We start from the raw sequence: 21,388 nt of genomic DNA on the forward strand, positions 1-21,388 counted from the left end.
AACAGCTGAGTGATAGGTTGATTGATACGTTCAGCCTATCACTTTTCCTTGCCGCGCGATTGATCGACGCAGTTCGTTAACGCCCGATACGTATGGTAGGCGGCTTTCCAGATATGCCCTTTCTGAGCAGTCTTACGTTCGGGATTTTTATCGAGCCCTTCTTCGTACCAATCGCCGTGCTCGTGGTCGATCAGGTAGGTCTGGCAATACGTCCACAGGCGTTTGTACTGATCGAAATACCACATGGAATCGTTCGGGAAGCGATTAGACATGAGCAGTAACGTGTTTGGTCCTTCAGCTTGCGACCACCAGTTTTTACTATCCCGGATGATAGTCATCCCAGGTTTGTCTTTAAAATAGTATCCCTGATCGTAGAAGCCACCCACTTTTGCGTCCCAGCCGTTTCTCAACGCCTGGTCGACCATTCGTTTGCCCACCTCTAAAGTTTTAGCATCATTTTTCAGCCCCAGAACGTGCGACGCTTCTAGCATGAGGTAAGCCGTTTCGACATCGTGCCCAAACGAGACATGATCTATGTTTCGGTGCTTCAGGATAATGGTTTCGGACGAATCCCGAAACGAAACGGGCGTCCAGTCAGGTTGCAGAAACAGGAACAGGTTACCCTTAGGTGTCGTAATTACATCACGAACCAGATTGAGCATTTCGTCCAGCCGCTCGCGCACCAGCGGATTGGGCCACACGGTGTATAGTTCGGTTAGGGCTTCCAGCAGATGGATTGAGCTGTTCTGGTCTTTGTAGCCCACGGTAGACGTGGAAGGCGTGGACGCATCCCGCTTGATGGGCGTACCGTCCCGGCGCAGGTTCTGAAAATAGCCTTTATGCACAGGATCGTGGCTGTGCTGTTCGAGCCAGGCGAATGACTTCTTTGCCAGATTCAGCGCAGCCGTGTCGCCTGACATGTGGTAATAGGCACTCAAGGCATAGAGCCCAAATGCATTGCCGTAGGCTTCCTTATCACCGCTACTTTTTACGTTGCCCTGCCGGTCGACCAGGTGATAAAATCCGCCGTACTGCTTGTCCCACATGACGTCCCGCAGAAACCGGAATCCGTGCGCGGCATTGCTTTTATAGTGAGCCACGGCGGGATACCGCTCGGCGGCTTTGGCGGTGGTCCAGGTATGCCGAGCCTGCGTCACAATCATTTTGTCCTGCGACCCAGTGGGCTTAAAGTCGTAAGTGAACGTGCTCAGGAAACCACCATACAGCGTATCGATGGCCTGCGGATACCAGCGATTGAGCATTTCCGTCTGCACCGATTTTTCCATCTCGGCCGAAATACGCACCCGGTCGTTCATTTCCTTTTGCGCCCATCCTGCCTGCGCCAGACCGATTCCCAGTAACAGGTAGACAGCTCGAAATACGTACCTAGTCATAAGCCGAAGGGTTAAAAAAGTTTACCGGCGTAGATTCTGATTCATATACGCCTGCATCAGTCGTTCGAGGAATTTGGGCGTATTGATGTACGTACCGATTTCGGCGTTGGGTGGCTGATTGAGGATCAGTCTTGTGTAGCCAGCATCATCAACCGTCACGTTCCCTGGTTGCGTTTTGAATAGATCTGGCCAGAGCACCATTCCTACCGCCACAGCATCATAAAGAACAGGGTCTCTGTCGGACGCGGTCCGGTCGTAATTCCACAGAGGCTGCAGGCCACACAAGGCGCTCGTCAGCGGACTTTGCCGCATCAATAATTTCTGGCGGAAAGCGGCATCGGCCTTAACAAAAGTCGTTACGTCCAGCCCGGCATAAGTGATCGGTACCCCACAAGTAACAAACTGTTTGGCCGCCGATACGTCAACAAACACGTTCCATTCTTTATCGGGTGTGGGCGAGCCGTTATAGCCGATGTAGAATGAACCAAACATGGCCACGATGCGCTTGGCCAGCGTCAACGCATCCGGATCGCGCTTGATCAAATCGACCATGTTCTGAACCGGCCCCACCGAAATGACGGTCACCTGACCGGGGTATTTGCGCAGCTGTTCGCGGATGAAGTCTACGGCTGGTTGCTGAATCGGCTTTTTGTGGGTGAAATTTTTAGCGTAATGAAATTGATCGGCGTACCAGTTAGCGCGCTCATTCATCTGCCGGGTATCGCGCCCCACAGCCACTGGAATAGCTTCCAGCCCCCAGTCGTACAATAGTTGGCAAGCCAGTTGAGCGCGGTCGTCGGTACGTCCATAACAGGTCGTTACGCCCAGTACTTCCAGATTCGGACTGGCACAGAGCAGTGCCAGCGCGTAGGCATCATCGATGTCGTCGCCCAGATCGCAGTCAAATAGTACCCTCATCCGGCCTGGAGGAGCATCAGTTCGTGGCTGCGCCGTTGCCGCCAGCAAACCAGATCCAATCATAAACGCCACTAGAAAACCAATTTGTTGAACCAGTCGTCGCATATCGGAGCAGGTAAAACCGGAAAAGAGTAGAACAAGGCCAAGCTACTGACCCACTGCACAGTAGTTTCCTGATCGTCGCGGCTTCTCGACTCGTCATTACCTGATCGCCAGTTCAATGATTTGGAAGTTGGTCGACGCCCGTCGTTTTATCGCCCGCAGCAGGCTGGCCTTACTGCCAACGTGGTTTCTATTTTTCCTGTTTCTTGTCCTGGCTCATCCATCAACCGGCCAGGTTCCAGCCTACTCATTCACAAAGACGGATACTATCCGGGCCATTCAGCGCCTGTTTGATTACAAGCGAACGGGCGGGCGAATCTATACGGCTATAGGCGTTCCGGCAGCAATTGGCGGAGCTGCAGCGGGATTCGTGGGTAGTGCTCTCATGGTAGCCATTACGTTGGGGAAAAATAAAAATTCGATTCTTCCGATCACCTTACTTGGTGGAGCAATCGGACTCACCCCGACGGGAGTCGGTATCGGTCGACTAATTCGCTACAGCCGACGGCGGGAAGACGTACTGATTGACGCGTACGAATCCGGCGTCCCCCTACCGGGTTTTGTTCGCCGTAAATTGAGGGACAGGTACTTTGAATTTACGGCAGGCGCTGCCAGCAGCCCCCCAGTTTCAGGCAGGTAAATTCGCTACGCTACAGCAAGTGATCGTTTTCATTCCGAAAAACGTTCTCCTCTTTACCGATGCGCAGGTCGCCGACCCCGGTGATTTTCGTATCTTTGCACTTATTTTTTAGCCACCTTCCGGCGCGAACTGTGCGCCGTTTGATTCTATCTGGCGTGACTTATCAGCAATACGAATCCCTCGACTATGCTAAACTGGCAGCCGAGGTCTTGACTTACTGGAACCAGAACCAGGTCTTCGAGCAGTCAGTCGCCATCCGCGATGGCAAACCCTCTTTTACGTTTTACGAAGGCCCTCCTTCCGCCAACGGCGCTCCGGGCATTCACCACGTAATGGCCCGGACGATCAAGGATATTTTCTGCCGCTACAAAACCATGCAGGGTTTTCAGGTGGAGCGGAAAGGCGGCTGGGATACGCACGGCCTGCCTATCGAACTACAGGTGGAGAAAGAACTGGGCATCACTAAAGATGACATTGGCAAGACGATCAGCGTCGAGGAGTACAACCGCCGGTGCCGCGAAACGGTGATGCGCTTTACGGATCAGTGGAACGACCTGACCCAGCAAATGGGCTATTGGGTCGATCTGGAGAATCCGTACGTTACGTACAAAAACGAATACATTGAGTCGGTCTGGTGGCTGCTCAAGCAGTTATACGACCAGAACCTGCTCTATAAAGGGTACACGATCCAGCCTTACTCGCCGAAAGCGGGGACGGGTCTGAGTTCGCACGAGCTAAACCAGCCGGGGACGTATAAGGACGTGCGCGACACAACCATCGTAGCGCAGTTCAAGGTGAAACCGACGGGTAAATCGGCCTTTCTGTTTTTCGATTCAGCCGACGCCGATATTCATATCCTGGCCTGGACGACTACGCCCTGGACGCTGCCCGCCAACTCCGCGCTGACGGTTGGCAAGGACATCGACTACGTACTGATCAAAACATTCAACGCCTACACCTTCGAGCCGATCAACGTCATACTGGCGAAAGCGCTGGTCGGTCGCTGGTTCAATGAGAAAGCGAAAGTTGACTCGGCTACTGATCCATCCTTCGACGCGTATCGGCCAAACGATAAAGTAATCCCCTGGACTATCCTGTCCGAATTCAAAGGTGAGCATCTGGAAGGCATCGAATACGAGCAGTTAATGCCCTACGTGCAGCCATCTACCCCAGCCTTCCGGGTTATCCTGGGTGATTTCGTCACGACGGAGGATGGTACGGGTGTCGTTCATACATCGCCAACCTTTGGTGCCGATGACTTCCGGGTTGCCCAGGCGGCTGGTATTCCGGCCATCATGGTGCAGGACGAAACGGGCAAAGAGGTCCCAATCGTAAACAAGCAGGGTCGTTTTGTGAACGAGATCACGGACTTTGCTGGCCGTTACGTAAAGGAAGAATATTACTCCGACGAGGAGCGTGAAGATCCGGAGTTTAAGCCAACGGACGTCTTGATCTCGATCAAGCTGAAGCAGGAAAATAAAGCGTTCCGGGTGGAAAAATACGAACACCCTTACCCGCACTGCTGGCGGACCGATAAGCCAATCCTGTATTACCCACTGGATAGCTGGTTCATCCGCACAACGGCGAAGAAGGATAAACTGGTCGAACTAAATAAAACCATTAACTGGCAGCCCGAAAGTACTGGCACTGGTCGTTTTGGTAACTGGCTCGAAAACCTGGTCGACTGGAACCTGAGCCGGAGCCGCTACTGGGGTACGCCCCTGCCGATCTGGCGTAGCGAAACTGGCGAAGAAGTGTGTGTGGGTTCGGTTGACGAACTCGTTTCACTCAGCGCTAGTGCGAATGAGCGAATGAGCGAGTGGGTAGCCCAAGGCCAGTCGGAATTCCAGGCATACATTGACAAAAACCAGGCGTTTCTGGATAATCACGCCCGTGGAGACTATGATCTGCACCGCCCTTACTCAGACGAAATTTACTTCCTGTCGGAGTCGGGTAAGGTGATGCAACGCGAGCCAGATTTGATTGACGTGTGGTTCGATTCGGGCGCTATGCCGTACGCGCAGTGGCACTACCCATTCGAGAACAAGGACAAAATCGACAACGGTCAGGCGTTTCCGGCTGATTTCATCTCGGAAGGGGTCGATCAGACGCGGGGCTGGTTCTTTACGCTCCACGCTATCGCCGGGATGCTGTTTGAGAAAGTTGCGTTCAAAAACGTCGTATCGACGGGTCTTGTCCTCGACAAGAACGGCAATAAAATGTCGAAACGGCTGGGTAACGCCGTCAATCCGTTTGAAACGCTGGCTAAGTACGGTGCCGACGCAACGCGCTGGTACATGATCACCAATGCTGAGCCCTGGGATAACCTGAAGTTTAACATCGACGGTGTGGGCGAAGTGCAGCGGAAGTTGTTCGGGACATTATCAAACACCTACAACTTCTTCGCGCTCTACGCCAACCTGGATAACTTCTCGTTCGAAGGGCGTACGGTTCCCGTAGCCGAACGTCCGGAACTCGACCGCTGGATTCTGTCCAAGTTGCAGTCGTTGGTGCTGGAGGTCGAGCAGCAATATGATACGTTCAACCCGACGAAAGCGGGCCGGGCGGTGCAGTCCTTCGTCAACGATCAGTTGTCGAACTGGTACGTTCGGCTGGCGCGCCGGCGTTTCTGGGCGGGCACGTCGGAAGCGGGTGAACTGACCGCCGACAAACGGGCGGCTTACGAAACCTTATTCGAGTGCCTGACAACGGTAACGCAGTTAATGGCGCCAATCTCGCCGTTCTACACCGATTGGTTGTACCGTAACTTAAGCAACGGCGATGCGTCTATTCACCTGACCAACTTCCCGAAAGCTGACCAAACGTTGATCGATAACGAACTGGAAACGTCGATGGAGTTGGCGCAGGAAGTGTCCTCACTGGTTCACTCGCTCCGGAAAGGCCACAAGCTGAAAGTTCGTCAGCCGTTGAGCCGGGTGCTGATCCCAGTTTTGAGCGTCGATACGCGTCGGCAGATCGAACACGTAGCACCCCTGATCATGTCGGAGGTGAACGTAAAAGCGATTGAGTTCGTCGACGACGCCAGCGGTATCCTGAAGAAACGGGTAAAACCAAACTTCAAGGCGCTTGGACCCCGCTTCGGCAAGCAGATGAAGGACGTAGCCGCTCTCATCACGGCCATGACTGATAGCGAACTAAAAACGCTGGAGCAAACAGATGCATTACATCTGGGTGAGTTCGATCTTCGTCTATCGGACGTTGAAATCCAGACGGAGGATATTCCAGGCTGGCTGGTCGCGAGCGAAAACGGTCTAACCGTTGCACTCGACGTAACGGTGACCGACGAACTACGCCGGGAAGGGATTGCCCGCGACTTCGTGAACCGGATTCAGAACCTGCGTAAAGACCTTGATTTCGACGTGACGGACAAGATCACGATCGACCTCGAACGGAACAACGAGCAACTGGCCGAAGCCGTCGAAACCAACAGCGATTACATCCGCCAGGAAGTACAGGCCGTTTCGCTCAACCTAGTGGCGGGACTGAACGGCGAAGCCGTTGAGATCGACATGGACGAGTTTACGCTTCGGGTCAAGATTGCCGTGTCGTAGTACAACCGTTTATAATTATACCAGAACAGCCGTCGGCAAATGGGCCGACGGCTGTTCTGTTTTGGTAGCCCTTCCCGTCTACCCTTAGAAAGACTATTCTACTTTTTAAGCCAGGGGCTTATACGGGTCTTTTTTCAAATCTGTCTGATGGCATGAAACTTGTAACATGCGATAGGACGAGCAATCTTTATCAGACAGCAAAATTTCGGGTAGTTAGTTGCATGCAGTGTACCGGTCTCTCGGTCGGTGCGCTGTATTAGCGCCCAGAAAAGCGGGTCGTTAAGATTAGCGTCGTTACGTAATTTATTTGGTTAGTAGTCTATCTACCAACCTCTTACCCTCAAACGACTGTACTGCCTTGGTAGAACATTTACGCGACATCTTGCACACGTTTGCCAATAATTACCAGTCCGTGATGTGGCGCCTGCGAGAATGCCCACTCAACGACGAACAGCTGGGGGCGGCCCTCGGTATCAGTGGCAACGCCATCCGGAGTCGCCGGGCAAAACCGGATCTCTGGAAACTGTCGGACGTTGAACGACTGGCCACCTATTTTACTATTTCAGTAACGGCCTGTACTCAGTTACACAAGATTTTGAATGAGCTTCCTACGCACATGAAGGAGCTAACGTCCAGCGAACGTCGTCGCATCGAGCGGATGTTACTCATCAAAATTGCTCAGTTGGAAGCCTACAATAAAAGCGACTGGCCCGTTAAGCATTTGCTTCGCATGCACCAGTCGCTCGTGGCCGTCGCTCAGCAGTCAGCCTAATACTGCTATATTGATTATCAGCCGATAGGATTACCCTATCGGCTTTTTTATTTTTGTGGTGACACCTCTACTTCTGATGAAATCACCACGATACCTGGTTACTCTGCTTTATTTACTGGCCAGCCTTACTACCTACGCCCAGACGCTCACCCAGGGACCTTATCTACAGGTTGTCACGCCGACGTCAGTACAGGTGCGTTGGCGAACCAGTCAGCCTACAGTTGGCCGAGTCTGGTTTGGCTCCAGTGCCAGTCAGCTTAGCGATAGCCAGCGTGAAACGCAGCCAACGCAGGAGCACATGGTGACCCTCACGGGTCTGCAACCCGCTACCCGCTATGCGTATGCCGTTGGTCAGGACGAAACCAAGCTAACGACCGGGGCAGATTATTACGTTCAAACGGCCATCCCAACTGGCGACAAACGCCCGTTCCGAATCTGGTCATTAGGTGATTTTGGCGACGGATCCGACAACCAGCGTAATGTGTATCAGGCGTACCGCAATGCTACCGCCAGCCGCCCGGCCGATCTGTGGATATGGCTTGGCGATAACGCCTATTGCTGTGGCACAGACGCCCAGTTTCAGCAGTATGTCTTCAATCTGTACGGTCCTCACTTCCGGAACACACCTTTTTTCATGACGCCCGGCAATCACGACTACGCCGATAACAGCAACAATTTCAATATTGATTATTACAAGTTGTTTTCGATGCCACAGCGGGGCGAAGCGGGTGGTGTACCATCGGGCTCTCAGTCGTACTTCTCGGCAGACTACGGCAACGTTCATCTGGTGTCGCTGGATTCGCAGGGGAATGAAGCTGATCAATACCGCCTTTATGATACCACGGGTACCCAGGTACAATGGCTGAAGCGTGATTTGGCCGCCAACAAGCAACCGTGGACGATCGTATTTTTTCACCATCCACCGTACAGCAAAGGCGGTCACGATTCGGATACGGAGTTAGCCATGAAACTGATCCGGGAGCGGCTCACACCTATTTTGGAACGGTACAAGGTTGACTTGGTCATGAATGGCCATAGCCACAATTACGAACGGCTGTATCGGATTAAAAACCACCGGGGTTTAGCTAATACGTTCGACCGAAACACACAGTTGGCGGAGGGAACAACGGCCCGTTATGACGGCACGCCTAATTCCTGTCCCGTGCTAACCAAAGGTGAAGGGATCGTTTACGTGGTCAATGGCTCGGGCGGAGCGCTGGGGCCGCAACAACCTGACTACCCCCTTCCCGCCATGGTTGCGGGTACGAAAGGAACCGCGGGAGGCTCTATGATTCTGGACGTATCGGACAATCGGATTGATGCGCAGTTTATTGCCGCCGACGGTGCCATTCAGGATCAGTTTACGATTATGAAGGAGGTTAATAAATTGGCCTCCCTCACCGCAGAATACGGCGATACGCTTCAACTAGTCGCTTCCTGGCCGATTGCTCTCAATAAATCGGGGGATTATAAATGGTCGGGCGGGGAAACCGATCGCACCATTCGTTACGTAGCCAACAAGCCTGGTACGTTTCCAGTCTCGGTAAGCGACAGTCGCCAGTGTTTGATGGATCAGTACACTGTAACAGTACAGGCACAACCTCGTCTGACGGCTAAAGCGCCTGCTTCGGCCTGCGCTGGTAAGGCTATTGCCATTACGGCAACGCCAGAGAATACAACCAAAGCAAGTGGGTGGCAATACGATGTGTTACTTTCGGATGCGACGGGTAGTTTCGCCAGCGAGCAACTTATCGGTTCAGGGACATTAACTGCCTTACAGACTACCCTACCCGCCACACTTGCGGCAGGAACGGGTTATCGGTTACGCATCCGCCCAAGAAATGTCTCGTACGCTGAGTTGATACCCAGTGCTACAATTGCAGTTGGTACACCACCCACAGCGACACTCACCGGCTCGGCAACCGTAGCGCAGGGACAATCCAGTACGCTAGCCCTGAACTTTACGGGTAGCGGCCCGTGGCGAGGAACCTTGTCCGACGGCACTGCTTTCTCTGCAAGTACATCACCAACAACACTGACGGTTCAACCGGGTCAATCAACGCAGTATACGATAGCTTCCGTCGAAAATAGTTGCGGAGTTGGTACCAGCACTGGTCAGGCAACGGTAACGGTATTGATTCCGACCGAGGTGGAGTCGTTCGCGGGTGGGCAACTGCGCATTTTCCCCAACCCTACGCAGGACGTGGTACACGTTGATCTATCAATTCCGCAGCGAAAGGAAATCGTTGTAAGCTTACGCGATGTACAGGGGCGATCTGTTTATCAGAAACAGACGGGGCTAGCCAACCAATTCAACGAAGTCATTACGTTACCCGCCAGTAGCGGCACATATCTGTTGACAATTCAGGTTGGTAAAGACGTAATTACCCGAAAAGTGTTGCGGCAGTAACGGACCGGCGGATGGTTACAACACCTGCCCGACTCCAAACAGAATGACGAACAGCAGGGTAGAGAGCGCGAGTTGGCCCAGCCGAGCGTTGAGTTCGGCGGGTTTCTTGTGCGTAGCCACGGCACGGCCGTTCAGAACGAACAAGGGAAAGGATAGAACGTAAAGATACCCAGTTAAGGGGGTATCGGCCAGAAACGAGTAAGCCAGTGCGCAGACCATCCCCGTTAACAGCAATCCCCAGTGGTAACGGATGGCCAGCGGTAAACCCAGCCGCGCCGGAATCGATTTCTTTCCGGTCATGGTATCGGTCTCGATGTCGCGAATATTGTTCACGTTCAGCACCCCCGTCGCAAACAAACCGACGCTTGTAGCGGGCAACAACAGCAACCAGTGAAACGACAGCGTGTGGAGAAAATACGTTCCCAGTACCCCCACCCAACCGAAGAAAATCAAGACGGCAATGTCGCCAAATCCAGCGTATCCGTAAGGGCGCTTTCCGTTGGTATAGCCAACGGCAGCTGCGATACTTAACAAGCCTAGAATCAGGAAGAACCAGAAGATCGTCGCGTCGGCATCCCGGAATGCCAGTACCAGCAAGCCAATACCGCTGATGAGCGACAGAATCGATGTAATGATGATTCCCCGGAGCATGGCCTCGCGGGTAATATCGCCGGTAGCCACCGCCCGACGTGGACCGACGCGCAACTCCGTATCCTTTCCTGATACTGCGTCGCCGTAGTCATTGGCGAAGTTGGAGAGAACTTGCAGAAAGATGGTTGTCAGTACTGCTAGCAGCGTAATTGACCAGCTAAAATGCTGACTGGCCACTGCCAGAAAACTCCCTAAAATAATACTAGCCAGTGACAGCGGCAGCGTGCGCGGCCGGGCAGCCGCAAGCCAACTCTTTACCATAGTAGTGAAAGAGCGAAAGAGCGAAAGAGCGAAAGGCGAAAATCCATCCGGACAACCGCTCTTTCACGCTTTCGCTCTTTCGCCATTGATTTAGATGCCTACTGCTTTCTTAAACTCGTCGTCTTCGGGTTTTACTTTCGAGCCGAAGAAGTGGGTCAGTTCGCCTTTCTCGTTGATGACGTATTTGCAGAAATTCCAGGTTGGCACTTTGTCATTCCAACCATTCATATCTTTGGTAGTCAGCCATTTGTACAGCGGAGCCTGATCGTCGCCTTTCACGCTGATCTTCTCGAACATTGGGAAGGAAACACCGTAGTTCTTTTTGCAGAATGACGCGATTTCTTCATTGCTGTCCAGCTCCTGATTAGCGAAGTTGCCGGCGGGGAAGCCAAGTACAACGATTTTATCGCCGTGCTCTTTGTAGAATTTCTCCCAATCGGCGTACTGAGGAGTAAAGCCGCACTTCGAGGCTGTATTCAGTACAATGACTTTCTTGCCTTTGAAGCCGCTTAACGCTACGGGTTTTCCATCCAGGGACTTTACCGTGAAATCATACAGCGTTTTTGTGGGCGCAGCATGGTTAGCAGGAGCAGCGGCCACTTCATTTTTGTCGCTGAAAATACCTTTGACAATGTCTCTAAACATAAAGCCAGAAGAGAGTATGATCAGCGCTGCGGCTGCCAGTGTAAGTGAAACGTGTTTTTTCATAATACTAGGTTTGGGTAACTGTCTGGCTACCTGCCGACGTACCCCTCAACGGTTTGTCAAAAAAAATAGTTTAGTCCTTCCGTGTAACCAAAAACATTTCAATCAACCGCGTCGCGAATGTACACTTTTACACCCCCAACCCGAGGAGCTATTACGTTATAAATGAACGCAAAAATGGCTCCAAAGACCAGACCAATGCCGCCGTAGAACAAGGGGAGTAGGATCAGCGTAACAAAACCGCCCCCCATCATTCCGCTTACACTCGTTTTGCCCATCATGGCCCCGAACATGGAGCCAAAAAAGAAGAAGAGTAAAGCGAAAAACAAACCTAACAGTGCCAGTGATGCCCCGTACATCACAGCAACAGACATAACGTCCAGCCGCGTAATCTCTCGTTTCATTTCGTGAAGGTTTATGGTTTACGTCCTGAATGTAAGCAGGATATCAACCTTACCAACACGAGCTAATTACATTTTTTCGGGAACAGAGATACCCAACAGATCCATCGCTGAACGGATCGTCCGGCCAACAGCCTGCGCCATTACTAGTCGGTTCTGCAACTTGACCGCATCCGTCTCTTTCAGAATCGATAGTTTGTCGTAGAACTGATTGAACGTTCGGGCCAGTTCATAGGCGTACTGTGCGATGTACGACGGCGCATAATCAGCACCGGCATCAGCTACCCGTTGCGGGTACTGACTCAGGAGAAATACCAGTTGCTGTTCAATATCATCCAGTTCAGTACTGGTGACCGAGCTGTTCGGAGACAAGCCCATGTCTGCCGCTTTACGTAGTACTGACTGAATTCGGGCGTGCACGTACTGAATGTACGGTCCTGTGTGCCCATGTAGATCGACCGATTCGGCCGGATTGAACTGCATCCGTTTTTGCGGATCAACTTTCAGCAGGTAATATTTCAGCGCGCCCAGGCCCAGCATGTGGAACAGGTCGGTTTTTTCTTCAGCGCTGAACTCCTCAAGTTTACCCTTCGCGGCTTCGTCAGCGGCCGAAGCGGCAGCTTCAGTCGTTTCTCGAATCAGGTCGTCGGCATCAACGACGGTCCCTTCGCGCGATTTCATTTTACCCGTTGGTAGATCGACCATACCGTAAGACAGGTGATACAACCCATCAGCATACGGCCGCCCCAACCGGCGCAGAATGGCAAACAGCACGTTAAAGTGATAGTCCTGCTCGTTACCCACTACCCAGATCTGGCGATCGTTATGAAAATCCTGGTATTTCAGGTCCGTCGTACCTAGGTCCTGGGTCATGTACACCGACGTTCCGTCGGAACGTAATACCAGCTTCTGGTCGAGCCCTTCTTCAGTTAAATCAATCCAGACCGAGCTGTCTTCTTTGCGGTAAAAAACACCTTTTTGCAGCCCCTCTTCTACTATTTCTTTACCCAGCACATAGGTATTTGACTCGTAGTAGGTCTTGTCAAAGCTCACGCCGATGTTTTGATACGTAGCGTCGAACCCGGCGTATACCCAACTGTTCAGCTTCTGCCAGAGCGCGATCGTTTCGGGATCACCTTGCTCCCAGAGCCGCAACATCTGTTGCACTTCCAGCATGAGCGGAGCCTTTTTCTCGGCTTCCTCTTTCGCTACGCCTTCTGACACTAATTGCTCAATTTCGGCTTTGTACGCCTTGTCGAATAAAACGTAGTATTTACCGATCAGGTGATCCCCCTTCATACCCGACGACTCGGGTGTTTCATCGTTACCGTATAGCTTGTAAGCCAGCATCGACTTACAGATATGAACACCCCGGTCATTAACGATACAGGTTTTTGTTACGTCGTAGCCGTTAGCTTTCAGAATTCGACTGACCGAATCGCCCAGAAAGTTGTTCCGCAGGTGGCCCAAGTGAAGTGGTTTATTGGTATTCGGTGAGGAGAACTCCACCATCACCGACTGGTCTTTCTTCGGCAGTTGACCAAACGTAGGATTAGCCGATATGTCACTTAATACGTCAATCCAGGCCGCATCGGCAATGCTGACGTTCAGGAAGCCCTGTACAACATTGAACGCACTCACAACAGGGCTATTTTCGGCAAGCCAGGTCCCGATCGCCTGACCGATCTGCGCGGGCGGTTGCCGTAACGCTTTCGTCAACGAGAACGTAACGAACGTATAAAGTCCTTCGAATTCTTTTTTGGTGGGTTGTAGCAGTACGTCGGCGACTTCCTGCTGATACAGCTCGGTGATGGCGCGTTGAATGGCGCCTTTTAATTCTTCCTGAATATCCATCGGTTGGTGGAATCGCGCGAACCGGCGATTTCTAACCGCAAAACTACGAAAAGTACGGGCTTATTAGCCGATCTACGGCCATCTACCGGACACGGGCGAACTTGTGAGGAAAAAACGCAGCCTAATTATGGATAATCAGCGCTCCATATTTTAGTTTCGCCCGTGACTGTCCCGACCTCATCTTCCGCTCAACAATGAAGCTTCTGGTTACACTTTTCGCCCTTAGTACAATCTTCCTTACCGGTTGCGCCACGAACAGGACAACTACGAACGTATTTACTTGCGATAAATGGTGGTAGCGGCCGCTTGAGCGCTGGCCAGAATGGTCAGGTCGGCGATGGTGACGTGAGCCGGAGCCGTCACGGCGTAGACGATGGTATCGGCAATATCCTCGGCTTTCAAGGGCGAGAAACCTTCGTATACTTTCGAAGCCCGTTCGGTATCCCCCCGGAAACGAACCATCGAAAATTCGGTTTCAACGGCGCCCGGAGCAATGTTGGTCACTTTTATACCGTGCTGCGTTAGGTCCAGCCGCATGCCCGTACTGATGGCTTCAACGGCGGCCTTACTGGCGCAATAGACAGTGCCGTTGGCGTAGGTCTGCTTGCCAGCAATCGAACTAAGGTTAATAATATGTCCTTTTCGGCGAGCTACCATACCGGGCGTAACCGCTTTCGATACGTATAGAACACCCTGCACATTTCCATCGATCATCTGATCCCAGTCGTTGACATCGCCTTCCTGAATGGGTCCCATACCGTGCGCATTGCCAGCGTTATTCACCAGAATGTCGATTTCTTTCCAGTTTTCGGGTAATGAGTTGATGGCTTGTTCAACTTCATCCCAATAGCGCACGTCAAACGATAAGGTCGTTACGTCAGTTTGGGCTGACAGTTGTTCTTTTAGCTCGTCCAGCCGTTCCTGACGACGACCGCATAAGATCAGTCGGTACTCCATGTCCGCAAATGCTTCGGCAGTAGCGCGACCAATGCCCGAGGTGGCGCCAGTAATTAGTGCAATCATAAACTAGTCGTTGGTAATACACGAAATGCAAAAGTAAGACAATCCCCATCCGGCAATTGTTTTCGGCTTAGTCCATACTATATATAGGACAAATCCGCGAAAATGGCGGTATTTAGAGTCAGCGGGCAAAAAGAATGAACTATAAACGATTGGGTTGTATTTTTGAAAGATGAAAGCCCTTTCATTATCTCTCGTTACTTGTTCATGAATACCTTGAATCAAGCCTTTAGTGTACATTTCTCGTACAGTGTCTTTTTTACTGACCAGCTTTTTAACCCAACTAACGACGTACTCGCTACTTTTTTCGATCAGCAGTCTACGGGCGCGACTCGAAAAAAAGTGCTTTTTGTGCTCGATTCGGGCGTCGTAGCAACTCACAAGGAGCTACCCGCAGCGATTAAAACCTACATCACAGAACGGGTTGCTTCGGTTGATTTAATCGCAGAATTGATCATTGTTCCGGGTGGCGAAGCGGCCAAAAACGACCCAAACCTGGTTCGTGAACTGGTTGACGCGGTTGATCGGTACGGTATTGATCGACATTCGTTCGTTGTTGCAATCGGTGGCGGTTCCGTCCTCGATATGGTTGGTTACGCAGCAGCCATTTCGCACCGGGGCGTTCGTCACGTTCGGATTCCAACGACGGTACTCTCGCAGAACGATTCAGGTATTGGCGTCAAGAACGGCGTCAACTATCGGGGTAAGAAAAACTTCCTGGGTACCTTTGCGCCCCCCGTTGCCGTCTTCAACGATAGCCAGTTTCTACACACGCTCGATGACCGCGACTGGCGGGCGGGTATTTCCGAAGCGATCAAAGTCGCGCTTATTAAAGATCATACGTTCTTCGCCTGGATTGAAGACAACGCGCAGGCATTGGCTCGTCGCGATATGGATGCGATGCATTACCTAATCCACCGCTGCGCCGAGATGCACATGCAGCACATCGCTGGTGGCGATCCATTTGAAATGGGGTCCTCCCGGCCGCTGGACTTTGGCCACTGGAGCGCGCATAAATTAGAGCAGCTTACGAACTTCGAGCTTCGTCACGGCGAAGCGGTTGCCATTGGTATCGCGCTCGATACGCTCTATTCCAACCAGCTCGGCTGGCTCAACGATACCGACACCAACCGGGTGCTGACGACCTTACGTACGCTGGGCTTTACGTTGTACCAGCCTATGCTCGACGCCGACAACAGCGCAGGTATTCTGAAAGGGTTGTCTGAATTCCGCGAACACCTCGGTGGTCAGCTGACGATTATGCTGTTGCAGGGACTTGGTCAGGGCGTAGAAGTCCACGAAATCAATGCAGATGGCGTGCGTCAGGCAATTGAAACGTTAAAACAGCAGGAATCTCACGTGCAAGCCGTATGAAAACGCCTTTAGGACACCTTGGCTATTGCACCAACATTCACGCGGGCGAAAGCTGGGCCAATCATTTCAAGGCGTTGCAGGAGGCTATTCCAGCCGTCAAACAGCGTCTTTCACCCGATCAGCCGTTTGGTCTGGGCTTGCGACTATCCAACCAGGCCAGCGAAGAACTGGAAACGACGGAGAATCTAATCGCTTTCCAGCATTGGCTGGCCGAAAACGATTGTTACGTCTTTACCATGAACGGCTTCCCGTTCGGAGGCTTTCATAATACGGTTGTCAAAGATCAGGTTCACGCGCCCGACTGGACCACTGAAGCCCGGGTTGAATATACCAAGCGGCTCTTTCGGATTCTGTCGGTCCTACTACCGGTTGACGAATTGGGCAATGCCATTCAGGGTGGTATTTCGACGTCACCTCTCTCCTACCGGCGCTGGTTCGAATGGGAGCAGCCTGCCGCCCGGGATTACATTTTCTCGCAGACCACCCAGAACATACTGGAAGTAGTTGCCGAACTGATTCAGCTTCGGAAACAGACCGACCGGCTGATGCATCTGGATCTGGAGCCCGAACCCGACGGCGTTATCGAAACCACCGACGAATTCATTACGTGGTACACTGATTATCTCCTGCCCATGGGCATCGAGCAGTTGACCGAGCAGTTCAGCCTGACCGACGAAGAAGCGGAAGCTGCTATCTGTGAGCATGTCCGGCTCTGCTTCGATGTATGCCACGTAGCCGTTGGGTACGAAAACCCCGCTGAAGTACTGGCCAAGCTGAAAGAATTTGGTTTGCGGGTCGGCAAAATTCAGGTCAGTGCGGCTCTTAAAGCCGAGTTTCCGGATGATACCGACGGACGGGAAGCCGTCCGGCAGGCATTTGCTCGTTTTGATGAGCCGACATACTTGCACCAAGTTATTGCCCGCACCCGTTCCGGCGAATTACTTCGCTTTGCGGACCTGCCTGACGCGCTGGCTGCTTTCGATGATACGCATATGGAGTGGCGGGCTCACTTTCACGTGCCAATTTTCGTTTCAGCCTATGGGTCTTTGCAATCTACCCAGGACGATATATGGAACGTGCTACGGTTGCAGGACGAACGCCGGTTTACGAACCAGCTCGAAGTCGAAACCTACACTTGGGATGTCCTGCCGGATACGCTCAAACTCGATCTGGTCGATTCCATTGAGCGGGAACTAAGCTGGGTCCTGGCGGCCGAATTAACGAACCTATAACGTATTCGTCGTTCCTTATAACTTCCTCTAAACGTATGAAAAAGACTGTAGTACTCGACGTAGTTGGTTTGTCGTACTCGCTGATTAGTGAGCACACGCCTTTCCTGAAACAGTGGTTTGCCAGCAAGCATCAGGCAACGATAGATCCCATGCTGCCAGCGGTAACAACGGCAGTGCAGTCTACCTACGTAACAGGAAAATGGCCCAGCGAAACAGGAATCGTCGGTAACGGCTGGTACGATCATGCTGCCTCTGAAGTCCAATTTTGGAAGCAATCGAACAAGCTCGTATCGGGCGAGAAGATCTGGGACCGGGCCCGTAAGGTAGACCCTAATTTTACGGTCTCGAAGATGTTCTGGTGGTATAATATGTATTCCACCGCTGATTTTTCAGCAACCCCCCGCCCGCAGTATCCATCGGATGGCATGAAGCTGGCTGACTGCTACACCCAGCCCGGCGACCTGCGCGATCGACTTCAAAAAGAACTGGGTACGTTTCCCCTTTTTCAGTTCTGGGGGCCGGCCACGACCATTGCCAGCAGCCGCTGGATCGCCGATGCGTCGATGCTGGTCGACAAGTGGCACAACCCAACGCTAACGCTAATCTATCTGCCTCACCTGGATTATTGCCTGCAGAAAGTTGGCCAGGATATGGCTAAAATCGCCAAGGATCTGCGCGAGATTGACGATGTCTGCCGCGATCTGATTCAGCACTACGAAAAACAGGGAGCCGAAGTTATCGTCCTGTCGGAATACGGCATCACAAACGTTAGCAAGCCTATTCACCTGAACCGTATTCTGCGCGAAGCGGGCATGATTCGATACCGCGAAGAGCGGGGACTGGAACTGTTTGACGTCGGTGCGTCACCGGCTTTCGCGGTAGCCGATCACCAGATTGCGCACGTGTACGTCAACGATCCAAAAGTCTACAACCAGGTTCGGTCGATACTTGAGCAAACACCGGGTATTGAGCTGGTACTGGACAAAGAACAACAGAAAAAATACCACATCAATCACGAACGGTCCGGCGACTTCGTCGTCATGGCCGATGCTGATAGCTGGTTTACGTACTACTATTGGCTCGATGATGCTCGTGCTCCGGATTTTGCCCGGCTGGTGGCTATTCACCAGAAACCAGGTTACGACCCCGTCGAAATGTTCATGGATCAGACGAACCCATTTGTCAAGCTCAAGGCGGGCTACAAGCTGGCCCGGAAGAAGCTGGGCTTCCGGTATTTAATGAACATTATTTCACTGGACGCGACGCTCGTGAAGGGTTCCCACGGTCGCGTTGGCACCGCCCCTGAACATCATCCGGTTTTTGTTAGTAGTCAGAATGTCGGCAAGCGGATTCTGGCAACGGACGTTTATGAGTCGATCTGGAAAACGATGTCGGCTGAAGTTCTTGCTAATTAGGACGTAAAATAAGAGACAGCTCGCTCAATGAACGGGCTGTCTGCTAAACACACCTAATTAACTAATATCCCTGATATCACTACCAGGTTAAGCTCCTATATACGAAAATTCCGGCTCTTTTAGTTTTCTGGCCTATTCAACCAAACGAGTCCAAACGATCTTGGCTCACCTATGGACTTATCGCTGCATCAATTAAATCCTGATCCCAATTAACTGATTATTTGCCAGTTAATGAATAGTATATGAAATAAATCAGCTACAGCAATTAACGTTATTGATTGTCTATTTACTACTTATACTATAGAAAATCTATAAATTTAATATTAGTCAACGTATATAGGTTTGTTCGCTAGATATATTCATTCTCAAAACCTACTACGATAGCTTCTTTTCCTCGTTTCATTCGGTTCGCCAGCACCTTTGTGAGGCCTTATCACAGGCTGATTTACGGTTTATGAGCTGGCACTTTTTGACTATACGGTTGATCCTCACGTGGTAAATTGGGCTGCACATTAACTTTCCCAATCACAAACATCGGAGAATGTAAACATCGTCTATCTTTGCTTCGTTATACGACCTCGCAAATAACAAGGCGAAAGCCTGTTGTATGGAAGATAAGAAGCATTTAGACGCCGTAACGGCTGCCGGTTTACTGGTTGCCATGGGTATTATCTACGGTGATATTGGTACGTCACCACTTTATACACTTCGAGCCATTATTGGCGCCCAAAATGTTGTCCGGGGTGACGTTGTTCGAGGAGCTCTTTCCTGCATCATCTGGACGCTAACGCTGCAAACCACCGTTAAATACGTTATTCTCATCCTCCGGGCTGACAACCGAGGGGAAGGTGGAATTTTCGCGCTTTACGCGCTTATCCGTCGGCACGCTCGCTGGCTGACCGTCCCGGCCATTATTGGCGGATCAGCCTTGTTGGCCGATGGGATCATTACCCCCCCGGTCTCGGTCTCCTCAGCCGTAGAAGGGCTAACGCTGATCTATCCGAATATTGAGACAGTCCCCATCGTTATCGCTATTCTGACTGTTCTGTTTCTGATTCAGGCTTTTGGCACCAGCGTCGTTGGCACCGCCTTCGGGCCCATCATGCTGGTTTGGTTCCTGATGCTGGGAATGCTTGGTTTTGCCCAAATCATTCACGCCCCAGGTGTACTGGCAGCGCTGAATCCTTATTACGCTTGGTGGCTGCTTACGCAGTATCCAGACGGTTTCTGGCTGCTTGGGTCGGTTTTCCTCTGTACAACGGGGGCCGAAGCGCTGTATTCCGACATGGGACACTGCGGCCGGGGAAACATTCGGGTGAGCTGGATCTTTGTCAAAGCCTGTCTGATCCTGAATTACCTGGGCCAGGGCGCCTGGTTATTGAGCATTGAAGGGCAGGTCCTGAAGACCCGAATTCCTTTCTACGAGGTGATGCCCCCCTGGTTCCTGACCATCGGTATTGTTATCGCCACAGCAGCTACGGTAATCGCCAGCCAGGCCCTGATCAGTGGCTCGTTTACGCTCATCAGCGAAGCCATTCGACTAAATTTCTGGCCTAAAGTACGGCTACGGTACCCCAGTGTTCAGAAAGGGCAGCTTTACGTTCCCAGCGTCAATCTGCTGCTCTGGGCCGGTTGTGTGGGCGTCGTACTCTATTTCCGCGAGTCGTCAAATATGGAAGCAGCGTATGGTCTGGCCATCACGATTACGATGTTGATGACGACCTTGCTGATGTCTTATTACCTCTACACGCATAAATATCAGGCCTGGGGGGTTGTGCTCTTCCTGACGGTTTATTTGGGTATTGAAGGCTCATTCCTGGTTGCTAACCTGATCAAATTCCCGCATGGTGGCTGGGTATCAGTGCTGATTGGGGCATCGATTGCCAGCATCATGTACATCTGGTTGCAGGCCTTCCAGATCAAGTTGAGACTGACGGAATACGTCCGGATTGATCAATACATTCAATCCATCAAGGAGCTGAGCCGCGACATCAGTATCCCGAAATACGCTACGCATTTGGTCTTTATGAGCAATGCGGCTCGACAATCGGAGATTGAGTCAAAAATCATTTATTCTATTTTCCAGAAACGGCCCAAACGCGCGGACATCTATTGGTTTGTACACGTCGACACGACCGATGATCCGTACACAATGGAATATAAGGTAAATACGATTGCGCCGGATGATGCGTATAAGGTAACGTTTAAACTCGGATTCCGGGTCGAACAGCGTATCAATCTATTCTTCCGGAAGGTGATTGAGGACATGGTGAAGAACAAAGAGGTGGATATCACCAGCCGTTATGAATCGCTTAGCCGCCAGAACGTAATTGGCGATTTCCGCTTCGTCGTGCTGGAGAAATTCCTGTCCTTCGAGAACGAGCTTCCCACGCGTGAGCGCTTCATCATGAACCTGTACTTCAACATCAAGAGCTTTACCACATCCGAAGACCGCTGGTTTGGCCTAGATAGTAGCTCGGTCAAGATCGAGAAAGTACCGCTGGTTATTCGCCCCGTCGAAAACGTCAAATTAAAACGTATAGCAACCTAGTAAGCGAAAGAATGAAAGAGCGAAAGAGCGTCCTGTCGTTGTTATGCATTTGTATAAACACAAGCCATTCTTTCGCTCTTTCGCTCTTTCGCTCTTTCGCTCTTTCGCTCATTACT

The 21,388-nt window shown here is 51.7% G+C and carries 15 protein-coding genes; 8 read left to right on the plus strand and 7 right to left on the minus strand.

All coding sequences use genetic code 11. From position 1 onward, the window contains the following. Positions 1-38: 38 nt before the first annotated feature. Both ACYVAD_RS01500 and ACYVAD_RS01505 read right to left on the minus strand, forming a co-directional pair. Positions 39-1,394: an AGE family epimerase/isomerase gene (locus ACYVAD_RS01500; protein ID WP_461137696.1), complete on the minus strand. Its 1,356-nt coding sequence runs from the start codon at positions 1,392-1,394 to the stop codon at positions 39-41. 21 nt (positions 1,395-1,415) lie between these two features. Next, a complete protein-coding gene (locus ACYVAD_RS01505) occupies positions 1,416-2,417 on the minus strand; it encodes a nucleoside hydrolase (protein WP_461137697.1) in 1,002 nt (333 codons plus the stop codon). Between the two features lie 115 nt (positions 2,418-2,532). On the opposite strand from ACYVAD_RS01505, the gene ACYVAD_RS01510 reads away from it, so the two are divergent. From ACYVAD_RS01510 to ACYVAD_RS01525, 4 genes are all read left to right on the plus strand, one after another. Further along, positions 2,533-3,054 (plus strand): hypothetical protein, encoded by a 522-nt coding sequence (locus tag ACYVAD_RS01510; protein WP_461137698.1) that lies wholly within the window; start codon positions 2,533-2,535, stop codon positions 3,052-3,054. A gap of 140 nt (positions 3,055-3,194) precedes the next feature. Next, positions 3,195-6,626, plus strand: coding sequence for an isoleucine--tRNA ligase (gene ileS / locus ACYVAD_RS01515; protein ID WP_461138506.1), 3,432 nt, complete (start codon positions 3,195-3,197; stop codon positions 6,624-6,626). Between the two features lie 358 nt (positions 6,627-6,984). Then, positions 6,985-7,398: a hypothetical protein gene (locus ACYVAD_RS01520; protein ID WP_461137699.1), complete on the plus strand. Its 414-nt coding sequence runs from the start codon at positions 6,985-6,987 to the stop codon at positions 7,396-7,398. A 76-nt stretch (positions 7,399-7,474) separates the two neighbouring features. Next, positions 7,475-9,808, plus strand: coding sequence for a metallophosphoesterase (locus tag ACYVAD_RS01525; RefSeq protein WP_461137700.1), 2,334 nt, complete (start codon positions 7,475-7,477; stop codon positions 9,806-9,808). A 15-nt stretch (positions 9,809-9,823) separates the two neighbouring features. Here ACYVAD_RS01525 and ACYVAD_RS01530 read toward each other — a convergent pair whose 3' ends face one another. The 5 genes from ACYVAD_RS01530 to ACYVAD_RS01550 all read right to left on the minus strand — a co-directional run bounded on the left by ACYVAD_RS01530 (position 9,824) and on the right by ACYVAD_RS01550 (position 14,703). Then, positions 9,824-10,720 carry a 1,4-dihydroxy-2-naphthoate polyprenyltransferase gene (locus ACYVAD_RS01530; RefSeq protein WP_461137701.1) on the minus strand — a complete coding sequence of 299 codons (897 nt, stop codon included), beginning with the start codon at positions 10,718-10,720 and terminating at the stop codon, positions 9,824-9,826. 90 nt (positions 10,721-10,810) lie between these two features. After that, positions 10,811-11,428, minus strand: a complete 618-nt coding sequence (locus tag ACYVAD_RS01535) for a glutathione peroxidase (RefSeq protein ID WP_461137702.1) — start codon at positions 11,426-11,428, stop codon at positions 10,811-10,813. A gap of 98 nt (positions 11,429-11,526) precedes the next feature. Further along, complete coding sequence (locus ACYVAD_RS01540) at positions 11,527-11,829, minus strand: hypothetical protein (protein WP_461137703.1); 303 nt, start codon at positions 11,827-11,829, stop codon at positions 11,527-11,529. Positions 11,830-11,895: 66 nt separating this feature from the next. Then, positions 11,896-13,680, minus strand: coding sequence for an arginine--tRNA ligase (gene argS / locus ACYVAD_RS01545; protein ID WP_461137704.1), 1,785 nt, complete (start codon positions 13,678-13,680; stop codon positions 11,896-11,898). 276 nt (positions 13,681-13,956) lie between these two features. Next, a complete protein-coding gene (locus tag ACYVAD_RS01550) occupies positions 13,957-14,703 on the minus strand; it encodes an SDR family NAD(P)-dependent oxidoreductase (RefSeq protein WP_461137705.1) in 747 nt (248 codons plus the stop codon). Positions 14,704-14,907: 204 nt separating this feature from the next. Between ACYVAD_RS01550 and ACYVAD_RS01555 the strand changes: the two genes are divergently transcribed. From ACYVAD_RS01555 to ACYVAD_RS01570, 4 genes are all read left to right on the plus strand, one after another. Next, complete coding sequence (locus ACYVAD_RS01555; RefSeq protein WP_461137706.1) at positions 14,908-16,074, plus strand: 3-dehydroquinate synthase; 1,167 nt, start codon at positions 14,908-14,910, stop codon at positions 16,072-16,074. Further along, a complete protein-coding gene (gene eboE / locus ACYVAD_RS01560; protein ID WP_461137707.1) occupies positions 16,071-17,306 on the plus strand; it encodes a metabolite traffic protein EboE in 1,236 nt (411 codons plus the stop codon). The genes ACYVAD_RS01555 and eboE overlap by 4 nt, the downstream gene beginning before the upstream one ends. 35 nt (positions 17,307-17,341) lie before the next feature. Next, complete coding sequence (locus ACYVAD_RS01565) at positions 17,342-18,721, plus strand: alkaline phosphatase family protein (RefSeq protein WP_461137708.1); 1,380 nt, start codon at positions 17,342-17,344, stop codon at positions 18,719-18,721. Between the two features lie 607 nt (positions 18,722-19,328). Beyond that, the gene (locus tag ACYVAD_RS01570) at positions 19,329-21,272 is read left to right on the plus strand and encodes a KUP/HAK/KT family potassium transporter (RefSeq protein ID WP_461137709.1); all 1,944 of its coding nucleotides are present in this window, start codon (positions 19,329-19,331) and stop codon (positions 21,270-21,272) included. The last annotated feature ends 116 nt before the right edge of the window (positions 21,273-21,388 follow it).

This window comes from Spirosoma pomorum (assembly GCF_054776615.1).